The following is a 12,079-nucleotide window of genomic DNA, read 5'->3' as shown; positions in this document are numbered from 1 at the left end:
GCAGGCCCGGGCACAAAAAAGGGCGGCCGCAGCCGCCCTTTTCCGTCGGCTTTTCCGTCGCGATCAGTGATGGGTCGTGACCGGATTCGCCTCTTCTGAGCCCTCCTCGCGCGCTTTCGCGGGCTCGGGCGGCGCACCCGCCTCTTCGTCCTTCAGCGGCTGGGGAGCGGTCTCCTGGGCCGTCTCCAGCACCTGGTCGATCCAGCGCACGGGACGGATATCCAGTTCGTCCCGCACGTTCTTCGGGATGTCCTGCAGGTCCTTCTGATTCTCCTCGGGAATGAGGACAATCTTGATGCCGCCGCGGTGAGCCGCCAGCAGCTTCTCTTTGAGACCGCCGATGGGCAGCACCTCGCCGCGCAGGGTGATCTCGCCGGTCATGGCGACATCGGCCCGCACCGGGATGCTTGTCAGGGCCGAAACCATGGCCGTGCACATGCCGACACCGGCGCTGGGGCCGTCCTTGGGCGTGGCACCCTCGGGCACGTGCACGTGGATGTCGCGATCCTGGTAAAAGCCAGGCGCGATCCCCAGGGCGCGCGCGCGACTACGCACCACGCTCATGGCGGCCTGAATCGATTCCTGCATGACATCGCCCAGTTTACCGGTGATGGTCAGCTTGCCCTTGCCGGGAACGATCACTGCCTCGATGGTCAGCAGTTCACCGCCAACCTCGGTCCAGGCAAGGCCCGTAACCTGGCCCACCTGGTTCTTCTGTTCTGCCACTCCGTAGCGGTAGCGGCGAACACCGAGATACTTCTCCAGGTTCTTGGCCGACACCGTGATCGACGCGGCCTTGCGCTTGCCCAGTACGAGTTCGCGCGTCACCTTGCGGCAGATCTTGGCGACCTCTCGCTCCAGGCTGCGCACACCCGCCTCGCGCGTGTAGTAGCGGATCACGTCACGCAGCGCCGAGTCAGTGACATTCAACTCATTCTGCTTGAGGCCGTTGGCCTTGCGCTGCTTGGGTACCAGGTAGCGCTTGGCGATGTTGAGCTTCTCGTCCTCCGTGTAACCGGACAGACGAATCACTTCCATACGATCCAGCAGCGGAGCCGGGATGTTCAAAGTATTGGCCGTCGCCACGAACATCACATCGGACAGGTCGTAGTCCACCTCAAGGTAGTGATCGCTGAACGCGTTGTTCTGCTCCGGATCCAGCACTTCGAGCAGGGCCGAGGACGGATCACCACGGAAGTCCATGGCCATCTTGTCCACCTCATCGAGCATGAACAACGGATTGCGCACGTTCACCTTGGCCATGTTCTGCACGATCTTGCCGGGCATGGAGCCGATGTAGGTGCGGCGATGACCGCGGATCTCGGCCTCGTCCCGCATGCCGCCCAGCGACATGCGCGCGAACTTGCGGCCCGTGGCATGGGCGATGGACCGGCCAAGTGAGGTCTTGCCCACGCCCGGAGGTCCCACGAGACAAAGGATGGGGCCCTTGAGTTTCTTCACCCGTTGCTGCACGGCCAGGTATTCGAGAATACGTTCCTTGACCTTCTCCAGCCCGTAGTGATCGCGATCGAGCACCTTCTCGGCCTGGGCGAGGTCCTTGTTGATGCGCGTGCGCTTCTTCCACGGCACATTCACCAACCAGTCAATATAGTTGCGCACCACCGTTGCCTCGGCGGACATCGGCGACATCATCTTCAGTTTGTTCAGTTCGGCCTCGACCTTTTCACGGGCCTCTTTCGGCATTCCCGCCTTTTCGATCTTCTGCGCCAGCTCTTCCATCTCATTCGGCGCTTCGTCCATCTCGCCCAGTTCCTTCTGGATCGCCTTCATCTGCTCATTGAGGTAGTACTCGCGCTGGCTCTTCTCCATCTGCCGCTTCACGCGACCACGGATGCGCTTCTCGACCTGCAAAAGATCGATCTCGGTTTCCATGATGCCAAGAATTCGCTCCAGTCGTTCGCGCACGTCCGCCGTCTCCAACAGTTCCTGCTTGTCCTCAAGCTTGAGGCTCAAATGGGCGGCAATGGTGTCGGCGAGCCGGCCGGGTTCATCCACCCCGGTGAGCGAAGTCAGGATCTCCGGCGGGATCTTCATGTTCAGTTTCACGTACTGGTCGAACTCCGACAGTACGGAGCGCATCATGGCCTCGCTTTCGCGCTCGTCAACGGGCGTGGATTCCACCACGCCAACATCGGCGAGGAAGAATTCCTCGGTGTCGATATACTTCTTGACCATCGCGCGCGTCGCACCTTCCACCAGCACCTTTACGGTGCCGTCGGGCAAACGGAGCAGTTGAAGAATCGTCGCCAGCGTACCGATGGTATGAATGTCATCCGGCGTAGGGTCGTCATCCGACGCACTCTTCTGCGCCACCAGCATGATTTCCTTGCCCGACTCCATGGCCTCTTCCAGGGCGCGAATGGACTTGCGCCGGCCAACGAACAGGGGGATGACCATGTGCGGGAACACGACGACGTCGCGCAGTGGCAGGACCGGCAGTGTCTTGTCGGCTCCACCTACGGTCTGCAGGGCTTTCTCTTCCTGACTCATAAATTCTGGCTACCTGTATGGTTCGGTAAGTAGGATTCCGCCACAATGTTCAACGTCGGGCGGGGCCTTTCAAAGCCCGTACTGGCGGATGCTGCCGGTTCGCCTTGCATCGAGATTGCGTACTTCGCCTAAGTCTGGGGGCAGACTGCCCGAAATTCAAATCCGGCCAATACCGCCCGTCCGGCCACCGGTCGACTGGCAGGATATGCCGGCCCAGACACAGGAAACCCCGCACGCAGCGGGGTCTCACAGGAACTCCGAACCCGCCTGGCCGTCAGGGATTGGTGTTGGCCCGCCGGTCTTCGCTCTCGCTGTAGATGATGATGGGCTTGGCCCCTTCCGAAATGACCGCCTCTTCGATCACGACCTTTTCCACGCGTTCCGCGGAAGGCAGATCGAACATTACGTCGAGCAGGGCCTGCTCCAGAATGGAGCGCAGTCCTCGGGCTCCGGTCTTACGCTCCATGGCCCGGCGCGCCACCGCTCCCAGGGCCTCGTGGCGAAACTCCAGTTCAACGCCTTCGAGTTCGAACAGGCGCTCGTACTGTTTCACCAGGGCGTTCTTCGGCTCGGTGAGGATACGGATCAAGGCATTCTCATCCAGTTCTTCCAGCACCGCGACCACCGGCAAACGCCCCACGAATTCCGGAATCAGACCGTACTTGATCAGGTCCTCGGGCTCCACGCCGCGCAGCAACTCACCCACGTGACGGGACTCGGATTTGGACTTGATCTCGGCGCCGAATCCAATGCCGCTCTTTTCCGAGCGCATCTGAATGACCTTCTCCAGACCGGAGAATGCGCCACCGCAGATGAACAGCACACCGCCGGTGTCGACCTGCAGGAATTCCTGTTGCGGATGCTTGCGGCCACCCTGGGGCGGTACCGATGCGACGGTGCCTTCGATCAGTTTGAGAAGCGCCTGTTGCACGCCCTCACCAGACACGTCGCGCGTGATCGACGGGTTGTCGGACTTGCGCGAGATCTTGTCGATCTCGTCAATGTAGACAATGCCCTTTTGCGCGCGCTCGACATCGTAGTCACACTTCTGCAGCAGCTTCTGAATGATATTTTCAACATCCTCGCCAACGTAACCCGCTTCGGTAAGCGTGGTGGCGTCGGCGATGGTGAATGGTACGTTCAGCAGGCGCGCAAGGGTTTCGGCGAGCAGCGTCTTGCCGGAACCGGTTGGGCCGATCAGCAGAATGTTGCTCTTCGACAGCTCGACGTCGCCGACGATGTCCTGGTTCTCGATACGCTTGTAGTGATTGTAAACGGCGACCGAGAGAATCTTCTTTGCCGCTGCCTGGCCGATGACGTACTCATCGAGAATCTTGGCGATCTCGTGGGGAGTTGGGAACTTGCTGCGAGCCTGGGAGGCGGCGTTTTCATCCTGCACCTCTTCGCGAATGATGTCGTTGCACAATTCGACGCATTCGTCGCAGACGAATACCGACGGGCCAGCAATGAGTTTTCGTACCTCGTGCTGGCTCTTTCCACAGAAGGAACAGTAAAGAAGCTTCTCGCCCTTTCCGTCCCCGTTTCCACCGCTTCTGTCGTCCACCATCCTCGAACCTCGTATTTCCCGTAAAAAAGGATGCCTGATTCTTAAGATGCAGCGATTACCGCCAGATTGCAAGCCTTACCATTTGTCATATAGCACACCATTCGCGTGCCTTCCCCGGGACTATGGCCGCTGTTCCAGCACCGAATCAATGAGCCCGAAATCGACTGCCTCTGCACCGTTCATGAAGTTGTCGCGGTCCGTATCCTTTTGAATCCGCTCAATACTTTGCCCGGTGTGCCGCGCCAGGATGTCGTTCAATTCCTGGCGAACCCGGAGCATTTCCCGCGCGTGGATGTCGAAATCCGCAGCCTGGCCCTGGAACCCGCCGAGGGGCTGGTGGATCATCATGCGCGCGTGGGGCAGGCAATAGCGCTTGCCCTTGGTCCCGCCGGCAAGCAGGACCGCGCCCATGCTGGCCGCTTGTCCGATGCAAACCGTACTCACCTCGGGCTTGATGAACTGCATGGTGTCGTAGATCGCCAGGCCGGCATTCACCGCACCACCCGGGGAATTGATGTACAAATGGATGTCCTTGTCCGGATTCTCCGATTCCAGGAACAGGAGCTGGGCCACAACCAGATTCGCCATGTGGTCCTCCACCGGACCCACGAGGAAAATCAGGCGCTCCTTCAGCATGCGTGAATAGATATCGAAGGCACGCTCACCGCGGCCCGTGGTCTCAATCACCATAGGCACGAGGCCGAGATTTCGACTGTGCTGAGTTCCGTTGTCACCGAATTCGTTGTTCATGAACGCGTCCTCGTCTGGAAAACCAGAACTGTAGTATTTCATTTCAAATCTATGCCGTACCCGGATTGGACAGCTCCTGGAAGCTGATGGTTTCGTCGCTTACCTGCGCCGATTCCAGCAGCCTTGCCACAACCAGATCCTCCAGCACGGCGCCTTCGATTTCCCGCAGACGGGAAGGATCGCTGTAGAACCACTGGACGAATTCCTCCGGTTTCTCGTACTCGGCCGCCAACTCCTCGACCCGGGCCCGTACCGCCTTTCCTTCGGCCTTGATTCCTTCCTTGCGGACAATCTCGCCAAAAATCAAACCCATTCGCACACGGCGTTCGGCCTGTTCCCGCTCGGCATCGCTCACGGGGCTGTCGCCGGCGGCGCCCTGGCGCATTTGCCTGAGGTCCTGCTCTACCAGAGCCTGGGGTACCTCCACCGGATTGCGCTCCATCAGGACGTCGAACACCCGGGTATGCAGCAGGGAACGCTGACGCTGGATCGCTTCCCGTTCCAGGTTCTTGCGCACCTCGGCACGAAACTCCTCCAACTCGCCGCTGGCCACACCGAGTTCCTTGATGAATTCCGCGTCCACCTCGGGGAGGGCCGATTCGCGAACCTCCTTCACCGCTACTTCGAAACTGACGTCCTTCCCGGCCAGCTGGGCGGCCTGATACGTCTCGGGAAACTTCAGGTTCAGGGTGCGGGTCTCACCCGCGCTGGCGCCCACCAGACCCTCCTCGAACCCAGCAATCAGCCTCCCGGAACCAAGCTCCAGGGCGTAGTCCTTGCCCTCACCGCCCGGAAAGGTCTCCCCTCCCAGTCGACCTACGAAATCGATGACCACCTGATCGCCATTGGCCGCGGCCCGCTCCACGGCGTTCCACTGGGCCCGCTGCCGTTGCAGGGTCTCAATGGTGCGATCGATGTCCGCATCCTCGACCTGGCACACGGGCCGACGAATCGTGGCGCCTTTCAGGTCCGCTTCCTGGATCTCGGGGTAAACCTCGAATTCAGCGACGTATTCCAACTCCTTGCCCCGCTCCGCCTGTTTGGGCTCGATTCGCGGTCCACCCGCCGGCTGCAGGCCCTCCTGTCCAAGCGCCTCCTGCAGGGAGGATTTGATCAAGTCTCCCACGATCTCGTTGACCAGCTCACCACCGTACTTGGCCTCCACGACCTTTAGCGGCACCTTGCCCGGCCGGAATCCCGGTAGCTTCACCTGCTTGGACAGACGCTTCAGCCGCCCCTGAAACTCTTCCTCCATCCGTTCCGGGGGAACGCGTACCGTCATGCGCCGACCCAGGGCGCCCGTGGTTTCAACCGAGACCTGCATGAATAAACCTCATCTGATAAATCAAATAGTTATCGTAACTGTCTGTTTTTAGTGGCCTCTTGACCACTGATCATACCGCCAGCCGGGCCCAGTTCCAAGCCACCGGGCAATACGGGAATTCTGGTGCGAATGGGGAGACTCGAACTCCCACGGGTTCCCCCACTGGAACCTAAATCCAGCGCGTCTACCAATTCCGCCACATTCGCGGCACATGTCTGCAGCCGGTTATTCTGCCACAGGCGATTCCCGTGGAACCAAATCCCCACAAAAATCTGCCGCTTCGGTACCAGGGCCAAGCGCATCCCTGGCTGCTTCTTTCCCGGAAAAAACAAACGGGGACCCGAAAGGTCCCCGTTTGATTCCACATCTGGTGGGCCGTGTAGGGCTCGAACCTACGACCCGCGGATTAAGAGTCCGCTGCTCTACCAACTGAGCTAACGGCCCAAATGTGTAATGGGGTGAGCGATGGGACTCGAACCCACGACGACCGGAATCACAATCCGGGGCTCTACCAACTGAGCTACGCTCACCATTCTAGCCGATGCCGGAGTCCCGGCGTCAGAGCTGGCGCGCCCGACAGGACTCGAACCTGTAACCTACGGCTTAGCGTACCACCACAGCTTTCGCTGCCCCATCGGGTTCGTGGTCTGGACTATATCTTCGCCGTCACAGGCGGGGCACGTATAGTCTCTACGGATCCCGGCGCGCCCTTGTCCCGCGCGAGGTCGTCCTACCTGCCGGACTGAGCCCGGCCCTTCGGTCGACCCGTCCACCCTGAGGCGGAATCCCGGTTTCCTCGGTGTTGCCATCGCCGCGACGCGTTAAGGTTCCACCGATACAGTGCCCTGCACTTCGAGGGTTCCGTTTCCCCCCGAAGGCTCCCACTGCCGCACAACACTTGCGGCGTCGAAGGCCGTTGCTCTATCCGGTTGAGCTACGGGCGCGAATCTTTCGCGACCTGGTACGCCACAGCCGGCCATGGCGTTTGTAGTTGGTCGGGGTAGAGGGATTTGAACCCCCGACACCCTGCTCCCAAAGCAGGTGCGCTACCAGGCTGCGCTATACCCCGATGGCCGTTATGCAACGCGGCAACACACGGTGGACCGGGTGCTGCCGGACTATACGCAACACCTATTATACCGTCAACGCCGCCACGGACACGCCACTTGGCGTCCACGGGCGCGCATGCGACACTTGCGCCGGTCCACGAACAACGGTTCCTTTCTTTCCTGATGAGCGCCCGGATCATTGACGGCAAGGCCATCGCCGCCGACATACGCCGCGAAATCAAGACCCGGATTGACGCCCGCCTTGCGGCCGGACAACGACCGCCCGGACTGGCGGTTATCATCGTCGGGGAGGACCCGGCCTCTGTCGTCTATGTGCGCAACAAGCGGCGCGCCTGCGAAGAAACGGGTGTGCTGTCCATCGCCCACGATCTGCCGGCGGACACCACCCAGGAAGACCTGCTCGCGCTGATCGATGTGCTCAATGACGACGCGACCGTGGATGGAATCCTGGTCCAGTCTCCCCTGCCTGATCAGATCGATCCAGAAGCCGTGATCGAACGGATCCGGGCAGACAAGGACGTGGATGGCTTCCACCCGTACAACATTGGCCGCCTTGCCGTGCGCAGACCCTCTTTTCGCTCCTGTACGCCATACGGGGTAATGGAGCTGCTCCAGCGCACCGGCGAGGAGATTCGCGGCCGGCACGCGGTCGTGGTGGGCGCCTCCAATCATGTGGGCCGTCCCATGGCCCTGGAACTGCTGTTGGCCGGATGTACCGTGACCGTGTGTCACCGCTTCACCCCGGATACGGAGGTGCAGGTCGGTCGCGCGGACATTCTCGTCGTCGCCGTAGGCAAACCGGGCCTGGTGCACGGCGACTGGATCAAGCAGGGTGCGATCGTCATTGATGTCGGCATCAGCCGGTCGGCCGAAGGGAAGCTGGTCGGCGACGTGGAATACGAGCCTGCGGCAGAGCGCGCATCCTGGATCACCCCGGTTCCCGGTGGCGTCGGCCCCATGACGGTCGCCATGCTGATGCAGAACACCTTGCAGGCCGTGGAACTGCACACAGGCACGGGAACCGGCAACAAATGATCCCACTGCACGACGATCGCCCGACCTCGATTTTTCCATTCGTCACGGTCGGGATCATCGTCCTGTGTTCATTGGTCTTTCTGTGGCAGGTGTCTCTCCCTCCACAGTCCCAGCGAGCCGTAGTTTACGGCCTCGGGATGGTTCCCGCGGTGTTACTTGAAGGCTACCACCTGCCGCCAGCCTTCCATCTGGTTCCCGCGCCCCTGACCGTCATCACGTCCATGTTCCTGCATGGTGGTTGGCTGCACCTGATCGGAAACATGTTGTACCTGTGGATCTTCGGGAACAATGTCGAGGACTCCATGGGCCACAGGCGCTACGTCGTTTTCTACCTGTTGTGCGGGGCCCTGGCGGCGCTCACCCAGGCCGTTCTCGCATCCGCTTCCCATCTGCCCATGATCGGTGCCAGCGGGGCGATATCCGGCGTTCTCGGCGCCTATCTGCTGCTTCATCCGAAAGCCCGCATCCTGGTCGCCATTCCGCTGGGCATTTTCATCCCCACCATGCGCCTTCCGGCCGTGGCGGTGCTCGGATTCTGGTTCATCTGGCAACTCCTGAGTTCGTTGCTGGCAAGCAGCCAGGCGGGGGGAGTTGCCTGGGGAGCCCACGTAGGCGGCTTCGTTGCCGGCCTGGCCCTGATCCCGCTGTTCAAGTATCGACGCGTACCGCTGTTTAGCTGATTGTCGATGAATTGATCAGTATCAAGCAGGGATCGGTGGTTCGCAGTTTAGACTTGGGTCGGTACAATCAGGCACGAACCGGTAGCAGAACGAAGGAGAGACGATTGAACTGGCGTTCCACAGCGGCTGCGCTGCTGTTCCTTGTACCGCTGACCCAGACTGGCCCCGCCCTGGGAGCCGGCGATCAAACCGGTGCCCAACTTTTTGCCCGAAATTGTTCCGCATGCCACGGAAGTGACGGCATGGGAGGCGTAGGTGTGCCTCTGGCGCTGCCGGCATTTATCAACAGCGTGGATGACGCCTTTCTCCGTGCCACGATTCGCCACGGGCGCCCGGGCCGGGTCATGCCCTCTTTCGCCGCGCTGGGTGGCAAGCAAATCGATTCCATCATTGCGTATATGCGAACCTGGACCGGGAAACATCCCCCAGCCTATCCACGCAAGCATATACGCGGTTCCGTTGCCCATGGCGAAAAGCTCTTTGCCAGCCACTGCGCCAAGTGCCACGGCGACCATGGGCAGGGTGGCCATGGCACGGGTGTCACGTTTTCCCGACCGCGGAACCTCCCCATTCTCGCACCCGCCCTGAACAATGCCGGTTTTCTCGCCGCGGCCACGGATGCCATGATCAAACACACACTGGTCCTGGGCCGTTCGGGAACGCCAATGATCTCGTTCCGCAAGGCCGGCCTATCGGACGAGGACATCGACGATCTGGTCGCGTTCGTGCGCTCCATGCAGAAATCCGCGGACGCAATGCATCGACCCGATCCGAGCAAGGAGCCACCGATGATCGTGCGCGAGTCCGGCTCCGGTCTCGAGCAAACGGTTCAGGCCCTCAAGGACGCGCTCGCAGACGCAAACATGAAGCTGATCCGGGTGCAGTACCTCGAACAGGGTCTGCTCGATCCGGGGAAAGAGGACAAGAAACAGGTCATCGTCTATTCCTGCGCATTCGGATTTCTGGACGATGCGCTGAAGGTTGACCCCCGGGTCGGCCTGTTCCTTCCTTGCCGGGTAACCGTCGTGCAGGAGAAAGGAAGGGTTGTGATGATGGCGGTCAATCCCAAACGACTATCGGCCCTGTTCAATAACAATGAGCTGGATCAGTTGTGTGACCGGATGTACAAGAAGTACGTCACCATGATGGAGGACGCATCATTTTGAAACGCTCACTGCTGATGCTCGTACTGGTCATTGCTGCGAGCTTTGCCCTCCCGACCCAGGCCGCCGGCCCGGCGCACGGCCTGTTGATGATCCGGGTGAAACAATCGTTTCCGGAAGCGATGTCGGTCTTGCAGGAATCCATTGCCGATGAAGGTTACACCCTGATCCGGGTGCAACGTGTGGACGTGGGGTTGACGAAAAGCGGTTACAAGACAGCGGAATACCGGATCGTGTTCTTCGGCAAGGCGGATGAGGTCCATCGCCTGTCGAAAAAATATCCGGACCTGATTCCCTTCCTGCCACTAAAGCTTGCGATCTTTGCCGAGGGCAATGATTCCATTGTCGTCGGCGCCAATCCCCGGGTACTGGAAGATTTCTACCCCGACAAGCGCCTACGCCCCCAATTCCGCAAGTGGGAGCGGGACTTCCACAAGATTCTGGATCGAGTGCAGTACGGGAACTAGCGACGAATCAGCCGAAGCGCGAGCGCGCTCGCTGATCGCCCAGCTGGCGAGGTCCGTTCATCACCGGGCGCACATTGTCGCTACGGATCAATGAACCCAGCAGTTCGGATACCGCGTAGGAAACGATAATCGCCACGATCGCCACCAGCACACCGCTCAGCATCAATTCAATCCCGCCCATGAAGTCAGGCTTCTTTGATGTCCGGAAAATCAGCGGCATGGGGCTCAGGATCTTGACGATGGGCTTTCCCGTGAACCAGACGAACATCCCGCCGCCGATCGCCGTCAACGCGGCATAGGCCGCGTAAATTTCCCCCATCATACGGACCAGGATAGCCATCAGGGGAAGCATGAACACCCGGTCGTCTTGCAGCGACTCGATATCGGCGGCACGAATCAGCATTGTGTGGACAACGGCATAGATCGCAAGGATGTAGAACAACTGGAACAGAATGCCGCCCATGATCCCGTTGGCGGGCAGATTGAAGATGAGTTTTCCCGCCTGGAAGAACATTGCCAGGGCGCCGAGCACGACCAGTGCCGCCAGGATGCGCAGTGTGACGCCCGTCAGGCGCACGAAAAAGCTGCGCCGCTCGAGCATCCGCAAAAACGGTCGCATAAACAGGTACTTGTACAAACCTTTCTCCATATCATCCAATCTCCACCGGCGGGCCGAACCCTGCTGCGCCGATCGGCCCGTGACGCTATACTAGCGGCGGCCCCCGCGGGGGGCGGCGCAGCCGATTGTTCATACGTTCATATCAATGATAATCGCAATCGATGCCGCTTCGTATATTTGACAACGACCACTCGTCGGCGAAAACGCGTCATGCAGCAGTACCTTGATCTCATGCGTCACGTGCTCGAAACCGGGGCACGCAAGGAAGACCGGACCGGTACCGGGACCCTGAGCATATTCGGGCACCAGGCGCGGTACGATCTGTCGAAAGGCTTCCCCCTGCTTACCACCAAGAAACTTCACCTGCGCTCCATAATCCATGAGCTGCTCTGGTTCCTCCGCGGCGACACCAATATCCGGTATCTGAAGGACAATGGCGTAAGTATCTGGGACGAATGGGCGGACGAAAACGGCGAACTCGGACCGATCTACGGCTATCAGTGGAGGTCCTGGCCCGCGCCGGATGGCCGTCATATCGACCAGATCTCGCAAATCCTCAAACAGATCCGGGAAACTCCGGATTCCCGCCGCATCATCGTCAGCGCCTGGAATGTCGCTGATCTGGAGCGGATGAAACTGCCGCCCTGCCACGCCTTCTTCCAGTTCTACGTCGCCGATGGGCGCCTGTCCTGTCAGCTATACCAGCGCAGTGCGGACATTTTCCTGGGGGTCCCCTTCAACATTGCCTCCTACGCCCTGCTGACCATGATGATCGCCCAGGCCACGGGACTGAAACCCGGCGACTTTGTGCATACGCTTGGGGATTCCCATCTGTATCTGAATCATCTTGAGCAGGCCAGGCTACAGCTCGAGCGGGAGCCGCGCCCCCTGCC

The 12,079-nt window shown here is 60.3% G+C and carries 10 protein-coding genes and 4 tRNA genes; 5 read left to right on the top strand and 9 right to left on the bottom strand.

Going from position 1 to position 12,079, the window contains the following annotated elements:
- Positions 1–63 precede the first annotated feature (63 nt).
- From lon to P8X48_09450, 8 genes are all read right to left on the bottom strand, one after another.
- Complete coding sequence (gene lon, locus P8X48_09485) at positions 64–2,511, bottom strand: endopeptidase La (GenBank protein MEJ2107543.1); 2,448 nt, start codon at positions 2,509–2,511, stop codon at positions 64–66.
- A 274-nt stretch (positions 2,512–2,785) separates the two neighbouring features.
- Positions 2,786–4,078 carry an ATP-dependent Clp protease ATP-binding subunit ClpX gene (gene clpX, locus P8X48_09480; GenBank protein ID MEJ2107542.1) on the bottom strand — a complete coding sequence of 431 codons (1,293 nt, stop codon included), beginning with the start codon at positions 4,076–4,078 and terminating at the stop codon, positions 2,786–2,788.
- Positions 4,079–4,198: 120 nt separating this feature from the next.
- Positions 4,199–4,828 (bottom strand): ATP-dependent Clp endopeptidase proteolytic subunit ClpP, encoded by a 630-nt coding sequence (gene clpP / locus P8X48_09475; protein ID MEJ2107541.1) that lies wholly within the window; start codon positions 4,826–4,828, stop codon positions 4,199–4,201.
- 49 nt (positions 4,829–4,877) lie between these two features.
- Positions 4,878–6,152 (bottom strand): trigger factor, encoded by a 1,275-nt coding sequence (gene tig, locus P8X48_09470; protein MEJ2107540.1) that lies wholly within the window; start codon positions 6,150–6,152, stop codon positions 4,878–4,880.
- Positions 6,153–6,273: 121 nt separating this feature from the next.
- Positions 6,274–6,358: transfer RNA gene (locus tag P8X48_09465), tRNA-Leu, on the bottom strand.
- Between the two features lie 162 nt (positions 6,359–6,520).
- Positions 6,521–6,596: transfer RNA gene (locus P8X48_09460), tRNA-Lys, on the bottom strand.
- Between the two features lie 10 nt (positions 6,597–6,606).
- A tRNA-His gene (locus tag P8X48_09455) sits at positions 6,607–6,682 on the bottom strand.
- A gap of 462 nt (positions 6,683–7,144) precedes the next feature.
- A tRNA-Pro gene (locus P8X48_09450) sits at positions 7,145–7,221 on the bottom strand.
- A gap of 163 nt (positions 7,222–7,384) precedes the next feature.
- On the opposite strand from P8X48_09450, the gene folD reads away from it, so the two are divergent.
- From folD to P8X48_09430, 4 genes are read left to right on the top strand one after another with little or no spacing between them, the layout of a single operon-like run.
- Positions 7,385–8,257, top strand: a complete 873-nt coding sequence (gene folD / locus P8X48_09445) for a bifunctional methylenetetrahydrofolate dehydrogenase/methenyltetrahydrofolate cyclohydrolase FolD (protein ID MEJ2107539.1) — start codon at positions 7,385–7,387, stop codon at positions 8,255–8,257.
- A complete protein-coding gene (locus P8X48_09440) occupies positions 8,254–8,937 on the top strand; it encodes a rhomboid family intramembrane serine protease (protein MEJ2107538.1) in 684 nt (227 codons plus the stop codon). The genes folD and P8X48_09440 overlap by 4 nt, the downstream gene beginning before the upstream one ends.
- 35 nt (positions 8,938–8,972) lie before the next feature.
- A complete protein-coding gene (locus P8X48_09435; protein MEJ2107537.1) occupies positions 8,973–10,103 on the top strand; it encodes a c-type cytochrome in 1,131 nt (376 codons plus the stop codon).
- Positions 10,100–10,567, top strand: a complete 468-nt coding sequence (locus P8X48_09430; protein MEJ2107536.1) for a DUF302 domain-containing protein — start codon at positions 10,100–10,102, stop codon at positions 10,565–10,567. The genes P8X48_09435 and P8X48_09430 overlap by 4 nt, the downstream gene beginning before the upstream one ends.
- Positions 10,568–10,574: 7 nt before the next feature.
- On the opposite strand, the gene P8X48_09425 is transcribed toward P8X48_09430, so the two are convergent.
- Positions 10,575–11,216 (bottom strand): hypothetical protein, encoded by a 642-nt coding sequence (locus P8X48_09425; protein ID MEJ2107535.1) that lies wholly within the window; start codon positions 11,214–11,216, stop codon positions 10,575–10,577.
- Positions 11,217–11,396: 180 nt separating this feature from the next.
- Between P8X48_09425 and P8X48_09420 the strand changes: the two genes are divergently transcribed.
- On the top strand, positions 11,397–12,079 hold a 683-nt coding region (locus P8X48_09420; GenBank protein ID MEJ2107534.1), incomplete at its 3' end, for a thymidylate synthase.

It is taken from the genome of Acidiferrobacteraceae bacterium (assembly GCA_037388825.1).
Lineage (GTDB): Bacteria > Pseudomonadota > Gammaproteobacteria > Acidiferrobacterales > JAJDNE01 > JARRJV01.
The sequence above is the reverse complement of the archived record's forward strand: the minus strand, read 5'-3'. Positions and strand labels throughout refer to the sequence as shown.

What these genes read in the sequence shown, in the direction of transcription:
- lon (MEJ2107543.1), bottom strand. Translation starts at nt 2,511, where the DNA reads ATGAGTCAGGAAGAGAAAGCCCTGCAGACCGTAGGTGGAGCCGACAAG.
- clpX (MEJ2107542.1), bottom strand. Translation starts at nt 4,078, where the DNA reads ATGGTGGACGACAGAAGCGGTGGAAACGGGGACGGAAAGGGCGAGAAG.
- clpP (MEJ2107541.1), bottom strand. Translation starts at nt 4,828, where the DNA reads ATGAACAACGAATTCGGTGACAACGGAACTCAGCACAGTCGAAATCTC.
- tig (MEJ2107540.1), bottom strand. Translation starts at nt 6,152, where the DNA reads ATGCAGGTCTCGGTTGAAACCACGGGCGCCCTGGGTCGGCGCATGACG.
- folD (MEJ2107539.1), top strand. Translation starts at nt 7,385, where the DNA reads ATGAGCGCCCGGATCATTGACGGCAAGGCCATCGCCGCCGACATACGC.
- P8X48_09440 (MEJ2107538.1), top strand. Translation starts at nt 8,254, where the DNA reads ATGATCCCACTGCACGACGATCGCCCGACCTCGATTTTTCCATTCGTC.
- P8X48_09425 (MEJ2107535.1), bottom strand. Translation starts at nt 11,216, where the DNA reads ATGGAGAAAGGTTTGTACAAGTACCTGTTTATGCGACCGTTTTTGCGG.